The following is a 16,655-nucleotide window of genomic DNA, read 5'->3' on the forward strand; positions in this document are numbered from 1 at the left end:
GGGTTCATTCCGACGCAGGCCGGCGCAGGGCCCAAACACCCAGCAAGCCGTACCAGACGCCGTGCGCGACGACCACCGCGGTCATCCCGGTCACGTCCAGCGACAGCAGGCGGCCTGCGTACGCGATCAAGCACAGGGCGCCGGCAACGATGCCATAGACGCCGCACGCGTGAGCGTAGCGATCAGGGCCGCGGACCAGCGCCACCGACCACAGCACGATCGCCAGCGACAGGAACACCGTGCCGAAGCCGGCCAGCGCCTGATTGGCGGAGTAGGCCAACAGCACCGGCGGCAGCATCTCCTTTGCGGAGGCGGCCAGCGACAGCATGCGGCCGACGTAGGCGCCGGTGATGAAGCCGCTGATCAGCGCCGCGCCCAGCATGGCGCTCGCGCCCAGGGCGTACAAGCGCATGGCCAGCCAGACCCAACCGCTCGACGGCCAGCGACGGGCGAGATACGCCAGCGAGCACCACAGGGCGACGATGAGCGCGATCATCGCCATGTGCACGTGCAGGCTGAGCGGCGACATTTCGGCCAGGTGCTGCAGTCGCGCCTGCGTGTCCGCGCCGTATGCGCTGGGATGGAACGCCATCGCCACCGCGCTGGACGCGCCTGCGCCGATGAGGACGAGGGCGGGCAGGGTGTCGCGTGGGCGTGGGTGCGTGGCGGCGTTCATCGGCGGCTCCAGGGCGTGTGCCCGCAGGCTAGCCAGTACCCGCACGGAGTTTCCGGACAATCGATGGCCACTGTCCGCCGCGCTTCGTGGGACTATCCGGCCATGACCCGCACCGATCCCAACGAAGACCCGCGCAGGCGTCGCACCCGCCAGGATCTGCTGGCGGCGTTCTTCTCGCTGGTGTTGAGCCGGCGCTACCACGAGATCCGCGTGGCCGATGTGCTGTCGCGCTCGGGCGTGGGCCGGTCGACCTTTTACGAGCACTTCAGCAACAAGGACGCCTTGCTCTCGGCCAGCCTGGAAGGGCCGTTCCAGATCCTGGCCAACCTGGTCCGGCCCGACGCGGATGCCAACCGGGTGCAAGGGATCCTCGAACACTTTTGGGACAATCGCGCGCTGGCCCGCAGTCTGTTCCAGGGCGCCGCGCTGCGCATCGTCCGGCGCACGCTGGTGGGCCACGTCGAGGCCGCGCTGGATCGCGACCAGCGCAGCCGCCTGCGGATTCCGCTGCGACTGGCGGCGCATTCGCTGGCCGACGGCATGTTCTCGCCGATCGTTGCCTGGCTGTCGGGCGAAGCGAAGTGCACGGCGCAGGAACTCGCGGTGGCGCTGCAATTGGCCACGGCCGCGTCGGTACGCGCCTTGCAGACCGGCCAGCCGTCCATTCCTCTCCACGGTGACACGCCATGAAGATGCAACGTTTGATCCCGATGCTGCCGGTGCGCAACATGCCGGCCAGTGTCGACTTCTACCGCAAGCTCGGCTTCGAAGTGGAAAACCGCAACGACGGCTGGCGCTGGGCCATGCTGGTCCTGGACGATTGCCGCGTGATGCTGGACGAATCGATCAACCAGCCGCCGGACGCGCCGCGCACTTCGGTGATCTACCTGTATCCGGACGACATCTTCGCCTACCACCGCGAGGTGCGGCGGCGGGGGCTGGAGGTGCCGTCGATCTCGCATCCGTTTTATGGGATGAGCGAGTTTCGTATCGAAGACCTCGATGGCAATCGGCTGTGGATCGGGCAGAAGACGGGCGATGTGGGGTGAGGGGCGTTTGCCGCAGCAGCATCGAGGACGCTGGCTTCTTTGCTCGTCATTCCCGCTTTCGAGGGAATGACGAGCAAAGGCAGAAGCCATGCAATCCAGCCGTACGCGGCCGGCTACGGTGACTCAGGGCGAAGGCGACGCACGCTGCATCGCGTCCAATAGCGCCTGCTGCCGAGTGCGCTCCAGGCCCGCAAGTATTTCGGCCCAATCGCCGGGCCGCTCGTTCTGCCCCAGCTTGAACTTGGCGTAGGCGTCGACCACGCGGGCGCGGAAAGCGACCACGTGCGGGGCGAGCTTGGCGTAGCGCGCGCCCATGTCGGCGACCGACCAGGCCTGCGGCCGGCCTTGCTCCATGTGATCGACCAGACGGTTCAGAGCCAGCTCGGTGGCGGCGTCGCTGTCGTCGAATTCGACCTCGATGTCGAACTGCACGGTTTCGTAGTTCCAGGTCGGCGCCTGGGTGCGGTCGCTCAGCCACGACGGCGAGATGTAGCCGTGCGCGCCAGTGAACACCGCCAGCGCGCGCGGCTGCGCGCGCAGCAGATCGGTATGCGGATGCACCCGCGGCATATGGCCCAGCAGCGTTATCGCGCCGTCGCCATCGCGTTCCATCAACAAAGGCAACGGAGTCGCAATCGGAACCCCGGCATTGGCGCTGATCACCAGCGCGAACGGGTGGGCGGCGACCATGCGATCGACGTCGGCTGGCGTGGCGGGCTTGTAGACGGGATGAGCGTTCATGCGCGATGGGCGTCGATGCGGTCAGGAATTCTCGCACGCGCTCCGCCGTAGCCTGCGAGGCGCTCAAGGCACTGGTGCCGCGAGGCCGGATGAGGCAGACGCGGGCCGGTTACTGCACGAACACCAGCAGCACCCCGCTCGGGTCCCAGACATGCAGGACGCGGGCGTCGTCCACCGGTTCGGGCGGCAGGTAGCGCGCCGGCGCGTAGCTCCCGCTGCTCACGACCTCGCGCGCGCGCAGGTGCCAGGCGTCGATGTCGGGCACGGCGATGACGATCATGCAGTTGTCGGCCCAATCCTTGACGTAATAGTCCTGCAGGCGGAAATGCTGGCCGTCCATTTCGAAATCGACAGTGCCGCCCCAGCCTTCCGAGGCAGCGAATCCCATGGCCTGGTAGAAGCCCCGGGAGCGCTGAAAGTCCTGGGCAGGGATGTAGGGTTTGAGGGTGTGCAGGCTGAGCGGCATGGCGCGACGTGCTCGCTGACGGGAAGGGCGAACCGGCAATGTACCCGATGCCCTCGCTGGCCGGTTTTAACGCGCGTGTCGCAGTTTTACGGGGCGCTTACCGGTATTTCACAGTCGTCTGCGGACGCGGTGGTCGAATGCGGACGTTGCAATTAGAAACGGGAGACCGACATGAAGCAGGTTTCGATGGCGTTGGTTCTGGCGGTGCTGTTGCCGCTGTCCGGCGCGGCGACGGCGGCAGTGGTGACCGTCAGCGGGCAGGGCCAAAGCTACGACCCGGGCATCGCGCTGGCGGATGCACGCGCCGATGCGGCGGCCGAATGCACCGCGCAAGGCGGTACGCCACTGGAGGAAATCTACAACCATGTGACGCGCGCCAATCTGTGGCTGGCGAGTTCGATCTGGCGCTGCGAAGTGCCTTAACGCCTCGACACCGCCGAAGCGCAAGATGAATCGGCGGCAGGCGCGCAACGTTGAGCGGAGGTGAAGGTCGGCGCACGCGGATTAGACCCGGCGTTAACCGTCCTGCCTTCAGCGTGCGATAACGCCGACCCCCACTTGCCGGCGCATGAGGCGAAGGACATGGCAGACCGCAACCGGGACCACGAACGCGACGGCGACAACCCGCCGAAAGGACAGGGCCATCAAACGCTGCCCGGCGAGAATCCGTCGGACCAGGATGCGCATGCACGGCGCAAGCACGTGCAGAACGCCGACTTGCCCGAAGGCGAAGGGCACCAGACCTTGCCGGGCGAGGATCCGCCGTCGCGGAAGTAGGGTTGTTGGCCAGGTGCGGTTTGGAAGCTACGCATCGGATTTTTGCATCCGACGCCTTAGTTGGAGCGTCGAACGCTTACTCGTCATTCCGGCGAAAGCCGGAACCCATTTTGCTCGGCTTCTTTGGCGAATCGATGCGCTGCGAGCGAAGCAGATCAAAGTGGGTTCCGGCTTTCGCCGGAATGACGGTGTTGTGTGGCTGGGCGCTATGCAGTCGGACCGCAGCTCACGACGCGCCAGCCGACGCCGTCCGCGGCTTGCTTGCGCCACGCGTCCAGCCGAAGTAGGTCCGCCACGCATACCCCCAAGGCACCACCGCCGCCAGCAACGGCAGCGCCAGGAACGAAGCGGCGACCTCGCCGGTGGGCGTGCCCCACAGCGCGTCGGCGCGCCACAGCGGGTAGGCGATGCAGGCCAGCCAGACGGTTTTGTAGCCCAAGGTGAAGAACATCAGCGGCAGCCAGCGCAGCGGGCGGAACAGGCCGAACAGCGCCAACGCGGGGTAGGTGGCCCATACCGCGAACGCGACCGCGCGCACCGGATCCCACGGGCCGGCGTGGGTGAGCAAGGCGGTCCACGCGGTGGGCGTGACGAACACCAGCATCAGCAGGAAGAACAGGCGCAGGCCCCAGATCTGGATCGGGCGCACGCCTTCGTGGTGGGGATCGGGTGCGAACAGTCGTGCAAGCATGGTCTTAGTCCTCGGTGGCGATGCTGGGGTCGAACGCGAGCAAGTCGCCGGGCTGGCAGTCCAGCGCCGCGCAGATCGCTTCCAGCGTGGAGAAGCGGATCGCCTTGGCCTTGCCGGTCTTGAGGATCGACAGATTGGCCAGGGTGATGTCGACGCGCGCGGCCAGCTCGGTCAGCGTCATGCGGCGCGCGTGCAGTAGTTCGTCCAGGCGGATGACGATCGCCATGTCACACCGTTCCTTCGAGGTCGGCGCGCATGCGCGCGCCGTGGGCGAACACGCCCGACAGCACAAACAGCAGCAGCACCGCCAGCCAAGGCGTGAACGAGAAGCCGTCGATGCGGCCGGGCTCCCACACTGCCGCGGCGATCAGGGCGACGATCACGCGCAGCACTTCCAGCGCGACCACGCTCCAGGCGATCAGGGTGAGGCGGCGCACGTTGTCCAGGACGAAGGGATCGCCGCCGCGCACGCTGTCGACGATGGCCAGCAGCCGGCGCAGCACCGTGTGCACGATCGCCGCGCCGGCGATGCCGACGATGACGATCGCGCGCAGGCCCCAGGGCGCCTGCGGGTACTTGGCCAGCAGGTCGAAACCCAGCGCGCGTTCCGGCCAGCCGTTCATGAAGACGCTGAAGCACAGCAGGGCGATCAGGCTCAGGCCGTACAGCAGGTTGAGCAGGGTCAGGCCCTGGATCACCGGGCGGGCGGCGGCGAGGGCGCGGCTGGCTGTGCGGTTCATGGCGGCAATCCCAGTGATTTATCGTGAATCGATAATAACCGTATCGTTTAACGATGAAATAGGCCATTAGACATGGATAACAACGCTTGACCCGCGTCGCGCCAAAAAAGAGAATGATCGTTCATTCTTTGCAGCGCCCGCGGTCCGGCCGACCGCAACCACGACCTGAGGCTCCCCCATGCCGTCGCATAAGTCCCTATTCCATAACGCTATTTCCCGTGCTCCGAAGGTGTTGGTCGCGACCGCGCTCAGCCTGGCGCTGGCCGCCTGCGGCGGCGGCGGAGAGCAGCCAGGCGGTCCCGGCGGCCAGAAGGGCCAGGTCACTGTGGTGACCCTGAAGCCGGAGACCATCACCCTGACCCGCGAGCTGCCCGGGCGCACCAGCGCCTCGCTGATCGCCGAGGTCCGCCCGCAGGTCAGCGGCATCGTCGAGCGGCGCTTGTTCACCGAAGGCGGCATGGTCAGCGCCGGCCAGCCGCTGTACCAGCTGGACGACAAGACCTACGCCGCGGATCTGGAAACCGCGCGCGCCACGCTCGCGCGCGGCGAAGCAGCGCTGAACTCGGCGCGCTTGAACGCCAAGCGCTCCAGCGACCTGGTCAAGATCGACGCGGTCAGCCGCCAGGACGACGAAACCGCGGTGGCCACGCTCAAGCAGAGCCAGGCCGACGTGGCCTCGGGCCGCGCCGCGGTGCAGAGCGCCAGTGTGGTGCTGGGCCGCGCGCGCATCAGCTCGCCGATCAGCGGCCGCATCGGCAAGTCGGCGGTGACCCAGGGCGCCCTGGTCACCGCCAATCAGACCGAAGCGCTGGCGGTGGTGCAGCAGCTCGATCCGGTGCACGTGGACATCAGCCAGTCCAGCGCCGAACTGCTGGCGCTGCGCAAGCAGATCGCCGCCGGCACCCTGACCGAGGCCAGTACGCCGGTGACGATCCTGCTGGAAGACGGCAGCAAGTACCCGCTGGACGGCAAGCTCGCGTTCTCCGAAGTCACCGTGGACGAAGGCACCGGCAGCTTCCTGCTGCGCGTGGTGGTGCCCAATCCCGACAACCTGCTGATGCCGGGCATGTACGTGCGCGCGCTGATCGGCACCGGCGTGCGTCAGAACGCGCTGCTGGTGCCGCAGCAGGGCGTGACCCGCGATCCCAAGGGCGGCGCCACCGCGATGGTGGTCAACGCCAAGGGCCAGGTCGAGCCGCGCGAGATCCAGGTGGGTCAGGCGATCGGCGACAAGTGGCTGGTCGAAGGCGGCCTCAAGGCCGGCGACAAGGTGATCGTCGAGGGCCTGCAGAAGATCGGCCCCGGCATGCCCGTCGATGCCACCGAGAAGGGCGCCGCGCCCGCCAAGCCGGCCGCCCCCGCCGCCGCGCCGAAGCAGTAAACGGAGACATTCATGGCACGGTTCTTTATCGATCGCCCGATCTTTGCCTGGGTCCTGGCGATCATCATCATGCTCGGTGGCGCGATCGCGATCACCCAGCTGCCGATCTCGCAATACCCAACCATCGCGCCGCCGACCGTATCGGTGAACGCGTCCTACCCCGGTGCCTCCGCGAAGGCCGTCGAGAACTCGGTGACGCAGATCATCGAGCAGAACATGAAGGGTATCGACGGCCTGATGTACATGTCGGCGACCAGTTCGTCCGACGGCCAGTCCAGCGTCACGCTGACCTTCGAAAGCGGCGTCGACCCGGACATCGCCCAGGTGCAGGTGCAGAACAAGCTGCAGCTGGCCACGCCGTTGCTGCCGCAGATCGTGCAGCAGCAGGGCGTGAGCGTGTCCAAGGCGAACTCGTCGTTCCTGCAGGTCATCGGCTTCGTGTCCGAGGACGGCAGCATGAACGGCGCCGACATCGCCGACTACGTGGCCGCCAACCTGGTCGATCCGCTGGCCCGCGTCGACGGCGTCGGCAGCACCCAGCTGTTCGGCACCAAGTACGCGATGCGCATCTGGCTGGACCCTGACAAGCTCAACACCTATCGCCTCACGCCCAGCGACGTGATCGCGGCGCTGCGCGCGCAGAACGCGCAGGTCGCGGTGGGCCAGCTCGGCGGCACGCCGTCGGTCAAGGGCCAGCAGCTCAACGCCACCATCACCGCGCAGGACCGCCTGCAGACGGCCGAGCAGTTCCAGAACATCGTGCTGCGGTCCAACAGCAGCGGCGCGGTGCTGAAGCTGCGCGACGTGGCGCGCGTGGAGCTGGGCCAGGAGGACTACGGCACCATCGCCCGCTTCAACGGCAAGCCGGCCACCGGCATCGCGATCTCGCTGGCCACCGGCGCCAACGCGCTGGCCACCGCGCAGGCGGTGGAGGCCGAGCTGGAACAGCTCAAGCCCTCGTTCCCGAAGGGCCTCAAGGCGGTCACGCCGTTCGACACCACGCCGTTCGTGCGGGTGGCGATCGAGGAGGTCATCAAGACTTTGCTTGAGGCGGTGGTGCTGGTGTTCCTGGTGATGTACCTGTTCCTGCAGAACTTCCGCGCCACCCTGATCCCGACGATCGCGGTGCCGGTGGTGTTGCTGGGCACGTTCGGTTTGCTGGCGCTGTTCGGCTACTCGGTCAACATGCTGACCATGTTCGCAGTGGTGCTGGCGATCGGTTTGTTGGTGGACGACGCCATCGTCGTGGTCGAGAACGTCGAGCGCGTGATGAGCGAGGAAGGCTTGTCGCCGGTGGAGGCCACGCGCAAGTCCATGGATCAGATCACCGGCGCGCTGGTCGGCATCGGCCTGGTGCTGTCGGCGGTGTTCGTGCCGATGGCGTTCCTGGGCGGCGCCACCGGCGTCATCTATCGCCAGTTCTCGGTCACCATCGTCTCGGCGATGGCGCTATCGGTGCTGGTCGCGATCGTGCTGACCCCGGCGCTGTGCGCGACCATGCTCAAGCAGATCGAGAAGGGCCACCACGCGTCCGACAAGGGCTTCTTCGGCTGGTTCAACAAGAAGTTCGACGCCGGCAACGACAAGTACCAGGGCGTGGTGCGCGGCATCGTCACGCGCTCGGGCCGCTTCATGATGGTGTTCGCGGCCATGGCCGTGCTGATGGGCGTGATGTTCTTCCGCCTGCCGTCCTCGTTCCTGCCGCAGGAGGACCAGGGTTTCCTGTTCACCATCGTGCAGGCGCCGGTCGGCGCGACTCAGGAGCGCACCGGCGAGGTGCTGAAGAAGGTCGAGGACCAGTTCCTGTCCGACCCGGCGGTGGACTCGCTGTTCACCGTGCAGGGCTTCAGCTTCGCCGGCAACGGCCAGAACGCGGGCATGGCGTTCTCGCAGCTCAAGCCGTGGGAAGAGCGCGAGAGCACCTGGGGCGATCGCTGGCGCTGGCTGACCAGCTTCGGCAAGACGCCGATGCCGGACAACAGCGTGGACGGCGTGGTCGGCCGCGCGATGGGCAGCTTCATGGGCATCAAGGACGCGTTCGTGTTCGCGCTGGCGCCGCCGGCGGTGTTCGAGTTGGGCAACTCCAACGGCTTCGTGTTCTATCTGAAGGACAACGCCGGGCTGGGCCACGAGGCGCTGGTCGCCGCGCGCAACCAGTTCCTGGGCATGGCCGGCCAGAGCGAGCTGATGCAGAACGTGCGCCCGAACGGCATGGAGGACACGCCGCAGTTCCGCGTCGACGTCGACAACCAGAAGGCCGCGGCGCTGGGCCTGAGCATCGACGACATCAACTCGACCCTGCAGGCGGCCTGGGGCGGCCAGTACATCGACGACTTCGTCGACCGCGGCCGCGTCAAGCGCGTCTATATCCAGTCCGACGCGCCGTTCCGCATGGTGCCCAGCGACTTCAACCGCTGGTACGTGCGCAACGACAAGGGCGACATGGTGCCGTTCTCGGCTTTCGCCAGCACGCGCTGGGAATACGGTTCGCCGCGCCTGGAGCGTTACAACGGCGTCTCGGCGCTGGAAATCAACGGCGAGGCCAAGCCGGGCGTGAGCTCGGGCCAGGCCATGGCGGAGGTGGAAAAGCTGGTGGCGCAGCTGCCGCCGGGCATCGGCCTGGAATGGACGGGTCTGTCGTTCCAGGAACGCCAGGCTGGCGCGCAGACGCCGCTGCTGTACACGCTGTCGCTGCTGATCGTGTTCCTGTGTCTGGCGGCGATGTACGAAAGCTGGGCCATCCCGACCTCGGTGCTGCTGATCGCGCCGATGGGCATCCTGGGCACGGTGCTGGCGACCTGGGCGCGCGGCATGGAGCGCGACGTCTACTTCCAGGTGGCGATGCTCACCACAGTGGGCTTGTCCAGCAAGAACGCGATCCTGATCGTCGAGTTCGCCAAGGAGAACCTGAAGAACGGCATGGACCTGATCGCGGCCACGCTGGCCGCGGTACGCGACCGCCTGCGTCCGATCATCATGACCTCGCTGGCCTTCGGCCTGGGCGTGTTGCCGCTGGCGCTGGCCACCGGCGCGGGTTCCGGCGCGCAGCGCGCGATCGGCACCGGCGTGCTGGGCGGCATGGTGATCGGTACCTTCCTGGGCATCTTCTTCGTACCGCTGTTCTTCGTGGTGGTGGAGAAACTGTTCGTCAGGAAAAAGCATGCGCCCCCGGCGCAGGCTTCGGCAGGAGCGCAGAACCATGAATAAGCTTTCGATCCACACCCTGGCGCTGGCGATCGCGCTGGCCACCACCGGCTGCCTCAGCCTGGCGCCCAAGCTGCCGGTGGCCGACGCGGCGATCCCGGGCGAATGGCCGCTGCCGCCGACCACCCAGGCCTTCACCGGCGCGGCGCCGGCCGGCGAGGGCGCCGCGACGGTTTCGACCGTCGCGGTGGCCGACATCGGTTGGCAGGAGTTCTTCGCCGATCCGAACCTGGAAACCCTGGTCGGCCGCGCGCTGGAGAACAACCGCGACCTGCGCGTGGCCGTGCTCAACGTCGAGAAGGCGCGTGCGCAGTACCGCATCCAGCGCGCCGACCGCGTCCCGGCGGTGGGCGTCAGCGCGCAGCTGCAGCGCACCGGCGGCGACAACCAGGCGGTGGTCGATCAGTACACCGCCGGCGTGGGCATCACCAGTTTCGAGCTGGACCTGTTCGGCCGCGTGCGCAACCTGAGCCAGTCGGCGTTGCAACGCTACTTCGCCGAGGAGCAGGCGCGCCGCAGCGCGCAGCTGAGCCTGATCTCCGAAGTCGCCAACGCCTACCTGACCCTGGCCGCGGACCGCGAGCTGCTGTCGGTGTCGGAAGCGACCTTGAAGAATCAGCAGTCGGCCTATGAGCTGACCCAGAAGCGGCGCGAGCTGGGCGCGGTGTCGGGCCTGGAAGTGAGCCAGGCGCGCACCCAAGTCGAGCAGGCGCGCGCGGACGCGGCACGCTATGCGGGGCAGGTGGCGCAGGACATCAACGCGCTGAACCTGCTGGTCGGCGAGCCGGTGGATCCGGCGCTGCTGCCGCAGCGTCTGACCGGCGACGTCAGCGGCATCGCCGCATTGCCGTCCGGCCTGCCGTCGGAGGTGCTGCTGCGCCGTCCCGACGTGCTGCAGGCCGAGCACCTGCTGCGCGCGGCCAACGCCAACATCGGCGCCGCGCGCGCGGCGTTCTTCCCGTCGATCAGCCTGACCGGTCTGTTCGGCAGCGCCAGCGGCGAGCTGTCGGGTCTGTTCGACGCCAACACGCGTGCGTGGTCGGTCAATCCGGTGGTGTCGATTCCGATCTTCCAGGGCGGCAAGCTGCGCGCGGGGCTGGATTCGGCCAAGGCCGACCAGCAGATCGCGCTGGCGCAGTACGAGAAGGCGATCCAGGCCGGTTTCCGCGACGTCGCCGATGCCCTGGCCTTGACCACGACCCTGGCCGAACAGCGCCAGGCGCAGGAGGCGCTGGTCGAGGCGGCCGCGCGCGCCGACGAGTTGTCCACCGCGCGCTACAAGGCCGGCCGCGACAGCTACCTCAACCAGCTCGACGCGCAGCGCACCTTGTACGCCGCGCAGCAGGGCCTGGTGACCACGCGTCTGAACGAACAGATCAATCGCGTGACGCTCTACAAAGTCCTTGGAGGTGGCTGGAACGAGCGCAGCCAATGAGCAGGCAGGCCAAGTCCACCCCCAAGGCCGAGGCGCGCGCGCTCGCCCAGCGCGAGCGCATCCTGGTCGCGGCGCAGAAGTGTTTCGTCGTGCACGGCTTCCACGCCGCCAGCATGGCCAACATCGCCGATACGGCCGGCATGAGCGCCGGCCTGATCTATCGCTACTTCAAGAGCAAGAACGACATCATCCTGGCCATCATCGGGCGCCAGCTCGAAGAGGCCAGGGCAGATGTGGCGCAACTGCATACCAGCAGCGATCTGGTCGGCGGTATCGCCGAGGTGTTCCAGCAGTGGCAGGCGAACGATCCCAGCCTCACCAATGCGGCGCTGTTCCTGGAGCTGACCGCGCAGGCCACGCGCGACGCCGAGATCGCCGCGGCCACGCAGTTGTCGGACAAGGTGCTGCGCGCGGATCTGGCGGCGTGGTTCGTGCGCGGCCGGCCGGACGGCGGGCTGGGCCTGCCGCAGCGCGAAGCGGAAAGACGGGTGCTGTTGTTGCAGTCGCTGATCGAAGGGCTGGCGATCCGCGCGATCTCGCAGCCGGATCTGAGCGTGGACGAGGTCAAGGAGGCATTGCAGCTGGTACTGCCGGCCTTGCTGTCTACCGAGGTCTGAGCGGGCGCGGCGCCGGCGTCGATCGGAGGTCCGGCGTGGTTGCGAACGCCGGCGCCTTCGGCCGCCGGAGGATTCGCTAGCGCTTCGTCGCCAACACGCCGTCCAGCGCCAACTGCGTCTTGAAGCCGGCTTTCTCCAGCCGCTTGGCGACCTCGCGCGGCACGTCGCGGCCGCTGGTGAGCTTGTTCGGGCTGCCGGTGTAGTGGAACAGGCGGCCGCCGCGGCGTAGCACGCGTGCGAGGTGGTCGTAGAAGCGTTGCGAGTACAGCTCGCCGGCGATGCCGAAGCGCGGCGGGTCGTGCAGCAGCGCGTCCACCGACGCGTCGGCGATGCCGGCGATCGCCACCGACACGTCGGCATGCGCGAGCTGCAGGCGGCCGCCGCTGGCGGGCGCGTCCGGATCGGGCGACCAGGGATTGAGCGTGCGCAACCACAGCACGCTTTCGTTCTTCTCGAAGGACTGGATGCGCGCCGCGCCGGCCTGCAGGCAGCAGGCGGCGAAATAGCCCAGCCCGCCGCAGGTGTCCAGCACGGTTTTGCCGCGCGGCTCGACCAGGGCGACTTTGCGCTGCGCATCGTCGATGGGCGAGATCTGGGCGCTGACCAGCATCTTGATGCCGTCGATCTCGAAGGTGGGGGTGCCCCACTGCGTCGGCACCAGCTTGATCAGCGAGCCGGCATAGCGCGAGACCGCGGCGTAGTCCTCGCCGTCCCAGTAGTAGATGGTGCGGTCCTTGAGCGACGCCGGGTAGGGATAGCGCTGGTCGCGCCAGACCCAGGCGTCGGCTTTCAGGACGGCGTCCGCGTTCGTGCGTCCCAGATCGAGCGAGCCGGCCCATGTCTGCGCGCCCGCGGCGCGCGCGGCCTGCAGCGCGTCGGCGATGGGCTGGGTGAGCAGGGGGCCTGAATAGTGCGGCACGGGCGACGGCATCCTTCGGACGAGTGCGCGGGCGCGCACGCGGGTAGGAATCGTACCCGTGCCGGCTGCGCCGCGCAGTCGTTTCCTGCGGCGCGGTGACGCGATCAGGGCCTGGGCTGGTCCTCGATGCGCGTATCGACCGCGATCCAATTGGTCTCCCAGGTCTGGCCGCCGTCCTGCGAGTAGGCCTGCTCGAAATGGGCCGAATTAGCGTCGATGTCGGATATCACGAAGCGCACCAGGATCGCGCGACCGTTGAGATCGTCGGGGCCGTAGAACTCGCCGCGCCCATTGCGAAAACCGCCGTACACCGGGCGGGTGAGCATGCCGTCGTGGGCGCTGGCGTAGTTGATGTTCCACTGCCGCGTCTGCGGGTTGTACAGACGCAGGCTGGTGCCGTGGATGCGGCCGGTGGGCCCTTCCACGCGCAACTCGATCAGGTTGGCGCGCCCGTCCAGCACCTCGCGTACCACGCTGGTGCCGCTGTACTCGACCCACTCCTGCGAGCCCGACAGCGGCCGCACCAGGCGCTTCACCTGGGTCTTCCAGCGGCCGATTTCCCAATCGAAACCGTGCGCGCCGTCGTCGGGCGCGGGCGCGGCGGTGGACGCCGACAGCGCCGACAACGCCAGCAGGCCGCCTAGAACAGGACCGTATCGCCGCTTGCTTTGCATCGCCAGGCTCCGTTGCGGATGATGGCGTACAGATTGCGAGCGCGAGGCGTCCATGAACAAGAACGCACCTGCAGGTAAGCATGCCCGGCCCAGCGCGCTGGAGGGCTGCCCGCTGGCGGCGGCGTTCGCGGCGATCGGCGGCAAATGGAAGCTGACGATCCTGTACTGGCTCGCGCACGGCGAGCTGCACTTCGCCGGTCTCACGCGCCGGGTCGCGCCGATCTCGCCCAAGGTGCTGACCCAGCAACTGCGCGAACTGGAGGCCGACGGCCTGATCGAGCGCGACCCCACCGGCGCCGCGCCGGCGCCGGTGCTGTACCGGCTCACGCCTTACGGCCTGACCTTGCTGCCTATCGTGGAGGGCGTGCGCGTCTGGGGCGAAGGCCACCTGCGGCGCGGCGATGCGCCGCCGGCCCCGAATCCGGGGCTGGCGTGCCGCGAGGCGATCGGCGCGATCCCTTGAGTCCGGATTACATCTCCGGCATCGGCAGACATTCCATGACTTCGACCCCGTCGCCGGGGAAGATCGAGAAATGCGGATGGCGCTCGAACAGCTTCGCCGCGGCTTCGTGGGACTCGGCACGCACCAGGGTGTAGGCGCCCAGCGCATTGCGGATGTCGGCGATGCCCTCGGCGGTGATGCGCTTGGTTTTGCCCAGCGGCGCGCCGTGATCGACGATGGCGTCGGCATGGGCGATGGCCCAGTCCTGCCACGCCTGCATGCCGGCCTTCTCGCGCTGCGCGCGCGTGGCCGGATCCAGGGTTTTCCAGCTGTCCATGGACGCGGGGGAGCCGGTGAACATCGCCAGATAGGTTTTCATCGCATAGTCCTTCGTACGTGGGTAGGAGCGCCTGACGGCGGCGCTGTGGTGTCGCGCTTACTTGTCGCCTTCCTTCTTCATGCCCTTGAGCAGGGCCACGATGGCCATCGAATGGCCGTGGCCCAGGTCGAAGTCCTGCTTCAGCCAGGCGATCACGTCGCCCGGCTTCACGCCCGCGGCCAGTCCCTTGGGGCCGGCCAGACCCTTCTTCGCCGCCAGGGCGCGGAAGTCGGCAGGGCTCTTGCCGGTCTTGGTCTGGATGTTGTCGAGATAGGCCTGGAAGGACATGGCGTGCAGCTCCTGGATGGGTGGGCGAGCGCCCGCTGACCGGGGCTCTTATCTGGACGACGAACGGGGAGGGGCCGGATCGACAGCGGGAGCGAAAATATTTTCGAGGCCAGGTGTACAGGCGGCGTGGCGCCGCGGCGCGAACCGAAAGGCGGCGGCCGCGCGGCTTCCGAATCGGCCGAACAGACCCGCGAGCGGACCGAAAGCGAAGGGCGTTCCGCGCTACGGCGCACACCGGAGCCGCAGCGGCGCGGTGTTAAAATACGCGCTTCAGCCAGCCCCTCGGAGCAAGCGACGCGATGACCGCCACAGCCTTCTACCCCATCGGCACCCCCGGGCAAGCATGGGGGGCGGCGGAAGTCGCCCAGTGGCGTTCGCGGCAGGTCCGCCATCGCAGTTACGAAACCGATGTGCTGAGCAAGATCGACGCCCTGCGTGAGCGCTTCGACGTGGTCGAGTACGGCCGCCTGGACTACGCGCCGGACAGCTACCCGCTGTTCGCGATCAAGAGCCGCGACTGGCAGGACGGCCTGCCCACGGCGCTGGTGACCGGCGGCGTGCACGGCTACGAGACCAGCGGCGTCCACGGCGCACTCGAATTCGCCGACCGCCATGCCGCCGACTACGCCGGTCGCATCAATCTGCTGATCGCGCCCTGCATCAGCCCCTGGGCCTACGAGCGCATCCACCGCTGGAATCCGCAGGCGATCGATCCCAACCGTTCCTTCCGCGCCGACAGCCCGGCCGCGGAGTCGGCTGCGCTGATGCGCCTGGTCGAGCCGGTCAGCGCCGGCGTGGTGGTGCATATCGACCTGCACGAAACCACCGACAGCGACGAATCCGAGTTCCGCCCGGCCTTGGCGGCGCGCGACGGCAAGCCCTACGAGCCCGGCGAGATTCCCGACGGCTTCTATCTGGTCGACGACACCGCGGCGCCGCAGCCGGCGTTCCAGGAAGCGGTGATCAAGGCGGTGGAGCAGGTCACCCACATCGCGCCGGCCGACGCCAAGGGCGAGATCATCGGTTCGACGGTGGTCGCGCCGGGCGTCATCCGCTACGCGCTGCGCCCGCTGGGTCTGTGCGCGGGCGTGACCGACGCGCGCTACCGCACCACCACCGAGGTCTATCCCGACAGCCCGCGGGCCACGCCGGAGCAGTGCAACACGGCGCAGGCGACGGCGGTGCGGGCGGCCATCGACTTCGCGCTGGCGCATCCCTGAGCGGCGCTGCGAACGCTAAGGCCTGCTCTCGATAGGGCCGGCCGTTCTGTCTGGATTGCGAAAAGCCGCTCGACGAGCGGCTTTTTCGTTGGCCGCGCCTATCGGCTGGCGCGACGCGCGCGGACCTGCCAACAGGCCGCGACGAAGCGTACGTACGCGCCCTGCAGGTAGGGATCGAACGCGCCGCGCACGCTGTCCAGCACCCGTGCGCGCGTGGCCTCGTCCACGGCCTGCAGCGCGAGGCCGACCGGGCCCAGGCGGCTCAGGTAGTAGCTCAGCTCCGATGCGGGAAACCTGCATTCGACCTCGACCGGGCGGATATCGATGTCGCTCCAACCGCCGGCGCCCAGAATCGTGCGTACCTGCGCGGGATCGGCGAACGCGAACTGCCCCGGCCCCTGGCTGGGGCGGACGGGCAGCTCCGGCAACAAGGGCGCGGCCGCGCGCTCGGCGGCGGTCATGAACGGATTGTCCGCGGCGCCGCGCCAGACCACCGCGCACAGCGCGCCGCCGGGCCGGGTCGCATGCAGCAGATTGGAAAAGGCCTGTACCGGGTCGTTGAAGAACATCAGGCCGAAGCGCGACAGGATCAGGTCGAACTGCGCGGCAGCGAAGGCATGGGTCTGCGCGTCGGCGACGACGAAGTGCGCCGATGAGCCGACGGCGAGGGCGCGCTCGCGGGCCAGTGCGATCATCGGTTCGGAAATGTCGATGCCGGTGCACTCGCCCTCACGGCCCAGCCGTTGCGCGGCCGCCAGGACGACGGAACCGGTGCCGCAGCCCACATCCAGCACGCGCTCGACGCCGCCTTCCGGGACGGCTTGCAGCAGCAAGTCCTGCAGCGGCCGGTACATGCCGTCCAGCAGTTCCTGCGCCTCCACCCAGGCGCAGCCCGAAGCGCCGTTCCACTGATGGGTCTGGGTCTTGCCGGTCTGCGCCGCGCTCATGTCGCTCTC

General features: G+C 68.1%; 21 protein-coding genes. 10 read left to right on the forward strand and 11 right to left on the reverse strand.

Annotation, left to right across the window (positions count from 1 at the left end; all coding sequences use genetic code 11):
- Nucleotides 1–4: 4 nt before the first annotated feature.
- A complete protein-coding gene (locus LVB77_RS10045) occupies nucleotides 5–676 on the reverse strand; it encodes a hypothetical protein (RefSeq protein WP_232909980.1) in 672 nt (223 codons plus the stop codon).
- A gap of 63 nt (nucleotides 677–739) precedes the next feature.
- On the opposite strand from LVB77_RS10045, the gene LVB77_RS10050 reads away from it, so the two are divergent.
- Complete coding sequence (locus tag LVB77_RS10050) at nucleotides 740–1,366, forward strand: TetR/AcrR family transcriptional regulator (protein ID WP_232909981.1); 627 nt, start codon at nucleotides 740–742, stop codon at nucleotides 1,364–1,366.
- Complete coding sequence (locus LVB77_RS10055) at nucleotides 1,363–1,725, forward strand: VOC family protein (protein WP_232909982.1); 363 nt, start codon at nucleotides 1,363–1,365, stop codon at nucleotides 1,723–1,725. The genes LVB77_RS10050 and LVB77_RS10055 overlap by 4 nt, the downstream gene beginning before the upstream one ends.
- Before the next feature lie 123 nt (nucleotides 1,726–1,848).
- On the opposite strand, the gene LVB77_RS10060 is transcribed toward LVB77_RS10055, so the two are convergent.
- Nucleotides 1,849–2,466, reverse strand: a complete 618-nt coding sequence (locus LVB77_RS10060; RefSeq protein ID WP_232909983.1) for an FMN-binding negative transcriptional regulator — start codon at nucleotides 2,464–2,466, stop codon at nucleotides 1,849–1,851.
- Nucleotides 2,467–2,575: 109 nt separating this feature from the next.
- Nucleotides 2,576–2,932: a hypothetical protein gene (locus LVB77_RS10065; protein ID WP_232909984.1), complete on the reverse strand. Its 357-nt coding sequence runs from the start codon at nucleotides 2,930–2,932 to the stop codon at nucleotides 2,576–2,578.
- Nucleotides 2,933–3,103: 171 nt separating this feature from the next.
- Here LVB77_RS10065 and LVB77_RS10070 point away from each other — a divergent pair, with 171 nt between their 5' ends.
- The gene (locus LVB77_RS10070) at nucleotides 3,104–3,355 is read left to right on the forward strand and encodes a hypothetical protein (protein ID WP_232909985.1); all 252 of its coding nucleotides are present in this window, start codon (nucleotides 3,104–3,106) and stop codon (nucleotides 3,353–3,355) included.
- A 159-nt stretch (nucleotides 3,356–3,514) separates the two neighbouring features.
- Nucleotides 3,515–3,709: a hypothetical protein gene (locus LVB77_RS10075; protein ID WP_232909986.1), complete on the forward strand. Its 195-nt coding sequence runs from the start codon at nucleotides 3,515–3,517 to the stop codon at nucleotides 3,707–3,709.
- A 226-nt stretch (nucleotides 3,710–3,935) separates the two neighbouring features.
- Here the strand turns inward: LVB77_RS10075 and LVB77_RS10080 are convergent, their stop codons facing one another.
- The 3 genes from LVB77_RS10080 to LVB77_RS10090 are packed head-to-tail and all read right to left on the reverse strand — an operon-like array spanning nucleotide 3,936 to nucleotide 5,140.
- Nucleotides 3,936–4,400: a hypothetical protein gene (locus LVB77_RS10080; RefSeq protein ID WP_232909987.1), complete on the reverse strand. Its 465-nt coding sequence runs from the start codon at nucleotides 4,398–4,400 to the stop codon at nucleotides 3,936–3,938.
- Between the two features lie 4 nt (nucleotides 4,401–4,404).
- Nucleotides 4,405–4,626 carry a helix-turn-helix transcriptional regulator gene (locus LVB77_RS10085; RefSeq protein ID WP_232909988.1) on the reverse strand — a complete coding sequence of 74 codons (222 nt, stop codon included), beginning with the start codon at nucleotides 4,624–4,626 and terminating at the stop codon, nucleotides 4,405–4,407.
- A 1-nt stretch (nucleotide 4,627) separates the two neighbouring features.
- Nucleotides 4,628–5,140, reverse strand: coding sequence for a DUF2975 domain-containing protein (locus LVB77_RS10090; RefSeq protein ID WP_232909989.1), 513 nt, complete (start codon nucleotides 5,138–5,140; stop codon nucleotides 4,628–4,630).
- 178 nt (nucleotides 5,141–5,318) lie between these two features.
- Between LVB77_RS10090 and LVB77_RS10095 the strand changes: the two genes are divergently transcribed.
- Genes LVB77_RS10095 through LVB77_RS10110 form a run of 4 tightly spaced genes read left to right on the forward strand, consistent with a single transcriptional unit; the run spans nucleotide 5,319 to nucleotide 11,777 of the window.
- Nucleotides 5,319–6,521 carry an efflux RND transporter periplasmic adaptor subunit gene (locus tag LVB77_RS10095; RefSeq protein WP_232909990.1) on the forward strand — a complete coding sequence of 401 codons (1,203 nt, stop codon included), beginning with the start codon at nucleotides 5,319–5,321 and terminating at the stop codon, nucleotides 6,519–6,521.
- 12 nt (nucleotides 6,522–6,533) lie between these two features.
- Nucleotides 6,534–9,728, forward strand: coding sequence for an efflux RND transporter permease subunit (locus LVB77_RS10100; protein ID WP_232909991.1), 3,195 nt, complete (start codon nucleotides 6,534–6,536; stop codon nucleotides 9,726–9,728).
- Nucleotides 9,721–11,160, forward strand: coding sequence for an efflux transporter outer membrane subunit (locus tag LVB77_RS10105; protein WP_232909992.1), 1,440 nt, complete (start codon nucleotides 9,721–9,723; stop codon nucleotides 11,158–11,160). Before LVB77_RS10100 ends, LVB77_RS10105 begins: the two co-directional genes overlap by 8 nt.
- Nucleotides 11,157–11,777 (forward strand): TetR/AcrR family transcriptional regulator, encoded by a 621-nt coding sequence (locus tag LVB77_RS10110; RefSeq protein ID WP_232909993.1) that lies wholly within the window; start codon nucleotides 11,157–11,159, stop codon nucleotides 11,775–11,777. The genes LVB77_RS10105 and LVB77_RS10110 overlap by 4 nt, the downstream gene beginning before the upstream one ends.
- A gap of 76 nt (nucleotides 11,778–11,853) precedes the next feature.
- Here LVB77_RS10110 and LVB77_RS10115 read toward each other — a convergent pair whose 3' ends face one another.
- Both LVB77_RS10115 and LVB77_RS10120 read right to left on the reverse strand, forming a co-directional pair.
- Nucleotides 11,854–12,696, reverse strand: a complete 843-nt coding sequence (locus LVB77_RS10115; protein WP_232909994.1) for an SAM-dependent methyltransferase — start codon at nucleotides 12,694–12,696, stop codon at nucleotides 11,854–11,856.
- Nucleotides 12,697–12,800: 104 nt separating this feature from the next.
- Nucleotides 12,801–13,370: a hypothetical protein gene (locus tag LVB77_RS10120; RefSeq protein WP_232909995.1), complete on the reverse strand. Its 570-nt coding sequence runs from the start codon at nucleotides 13,368–13,370 to the stop codon at nucleotides 12,801–12,803.
- Between the two features lie 52 nt (nucleotides 13,371–13,422).
- Here LVB77_RS10120 and LVB77_RS10125 point away from each other — a divergent pair, with 52 nt between their 5' ends.
- On the forward strand, nucleotides 13,423–13,833 hold the full coding sequence (locus LVB77_RS10125; RefSeq protein ID WP_232909996.1) for a helix-turn-helix domain-containing protein: 411 nt from the start codon (nucleotides 13,423–13,425) through the stop codon (nucleotides 13,831–13,833).
- Nucleotides 13,834–13,840: 7 nt separating this feature from the next.
- Here LVB77_RS10125 and LVB77_RS10130 read toward each other — a convergent pair whose 3' ends face one another.
- Together LVB77_RS10130 and LVB77_RS10135 are read right to left on the reverse strand one after the other, a co-directional pair.
- A complete protein-coding gene (locus LVB77_RS10130; RefSeq protein ID WP_232909997.1) occupies nucleotides 13,841–14,191 on the reverse strand; it encodes a hypothetical protein in 351 nt (116 codons plus the stop codon).
- 57 nt (nucleotides 14,192–14,248) lie between these two features.
- Nucleotides 14,249–14,479 (reverse strand): DUF4287 domain-containing protein, encoded by a 231-nt coding sequence (locus tag LVB77_RS10135; protein WP_232909998.1) that lies wholly within the window; start codon nucleotides 14,477–14,479, stop codon nucleotides 14,249–14,251.
- Nucleotides 14,480–14,778: 299 nt separating this feature from the next.
- Here LVB77_RS10135 and LVB77_RS10140 point away from each other — a divergent pair, with 299 nt between their 5' ends.
- Entirely contained in the window at nucleotides 14,779–15,699 is a 921-nt protein-coding gene (locus LVB77_RS10140) for a M14 family metallocarboxypeptidase (protein WP_232909999.1), read from the forward strand.
- A 98-nt stretch (nucleotides 15,700–15,797) separates the two neighbouring features.
- Here the strand turns inward: LVB77_RS10140 and LVB77_RS10145 are convergent, their stop codons facing one another.
- On the reverse strand, nucleotides 15,798–16,646 hold the full coding sequence (locus LVB77_RS10145) for a class I SAM-dependent methyltransferase (RefSeq protein WP_232910000.1): 849 nt from the start codon (nucleotides 16,644–16,646) through the stop codon (nucleotides 15,798–15,800).
- Nucleotides 16,647–16,655 lie beyond the last annotated feature (9 nt).

Source organism: Lysobacter sp. 5GHs7-4, from assembly GCF_021284765.1.
GTDB lineage: Bacteria > Pseudomonadota > Gammaproteobacteria > Xanthomonadales > Xanthomonadaceae > Lysobacter.

What these genes read in the sequence shown, in the direction of transcription:
- LVB77_RS10075 (WP_232909986.1), top strand. Translation starts at nt 3,515, where the DNA reads ATGGCAGACCGCAACCGGGACCACGAACGCGACGGCGACAACCCGCCG.
- LVB77_RS10095 (WP_232909990.1), top strand. Translation starts at nt 5,319, where the DNA reads ATGCCGTCGCATAAGTCCCTATTCCATAACGCTATTTCCCGTGCTCCG.
- LVB77_RS10060 (WP_232909983.1), bottom strand. Translation starts at nt 2,466, where the DNA reads ATGAACGCTCATCCCGTCTACAAGCCCGCCACGCCAGCCGACGTCGAT.
- LVB77_RS10080 (WP_232909987.1), bottom strand. Translation starts at nt 4,400, where the DNA reads ATGCTTGCACGACTGTTCGCACCCGATCCCCACCACGAAGGCGTGCGC.
- LVB77_RS10100 (WP_232909991.1), top strand. Translation starts at nt 6,534, where the DNA reads ATGGCACGGTTCTTTATCGATCGCCCGATCTTTGCCTGGGTCCTGGCG.
- LVB77_RS10055 (WP_232909982.1), top strand. Translation starts at nt 1,363, where the DNA reads ATGAAGATGCAACGTTTGATCCCGATGCTGCCGGTGCGCAACATGCCG.
- LVB77_RS10070 (WP_232909985.1), top strand. Translation starts at nt 3,104, where the DNA reads ATGAAGCAGGTTTCGATGGCGTTGGTTCTGGCGGTGCTGTTGCCGCTG.
- LVB77_RS10105 (WP_232909992.1), top strand. Translation starts at nt 9,721, where the DNA reads ATGAATAAGCTTTCGATCCACACCCTGGCGCTGGCGATCGCGCTGGCC.
- LVB77_RS10145 (WP_232910000.1), bottom strand. Translation starts at nt 16,646, where the DNA reads ATGAGCGCGGCGCAGACCGGCAAGACCCAGACCCATCAGTGGAACGGC.
- LVB77_RS10110 (WP_232909993.1), top strand. Translation starts at nt 11,157, where the DNA reads ATGAGCAGGCAGGCCAAGTCCACCCCCAAGGCCGAGGCGCGCGCGCTC.
- LVB77_RS10130 (WP_232909997.1), bottom strand. Translation starts at nt 14,191, where the DNA reads ATGAAAACCTATCTGGCGATGTTCACCGGCTCCCCCGCGTCCATGGAC.
- LVB77_RS10125 (WP_232909996.1), top strand. Translation starts at nt 13,423, where the DNA reads ATGAACAAGAACGCACCTGCAGGTAAGCATGCCCGGCCCAGCGCGCTG.
- LVB77_RS10050 (WP_232909981.1), top strand. Translation starts at nt 740, where the DNA reads ATGGCCACTGTCCGCCGCGCTTCGTGGGACTATCCGGCCATGACCCGC.
- LVB77_RS10135 (WP_232909998.1), bottom strand. Translation starts at nt 14,479, where the DNA reads ATGTCCTTCCAGGCCTATCTCGACAACATCCAGACCAAGACCGGCAAG.
- LVB77_RS10140 (WP_232909999.1), top strand. Translation starts at nt 14,779, where the DNA reads ATGACCGCCACAGCCTTCTACCCCATCGGCACCCCCGGGCAAGCATGG.
- LVB77_RS10120 (WP_232909995.1), bottom strand. Translation starts at nt 13,370, where the DNA reads ATGCAAAGCAAGCGGCGATACGGTCCTGTTCTAGGCGGCCTGCTGGCG.
- LVB77_RS10090 (WP_232909989.1), bottom strand. Translation starts at nt 5,140, where the DNA reads ATGAACCGCACAGCCAGCCGCGCCCTCGCCGCCGCCCGCCCGGTGATC.
- LVB77_RS10065 (WP_232909984.1), bottom strand. Translation starts at nt 2,932, where the DNA reads ATGCCGCTCAGCCTGCACACCCTCAAACCCTACATCCCTGCCCAGGAC.
- LVB77_RS10085 (WP_232909988.1), bottom strand. Translation starts at nt 4,626, where the DNA reads ATGGCGATCGTCATCCGCCTGGACGAACTACTGCACGCGCGCCGCATG.
- LVB77_RS10045 (WP_232909980.1), bottom strand. Translation starts at nt 676, where the DNA reads ATGAACGCCGCCACGCACCCACGCCCACGCGACACCCTGCCCGCCCTC.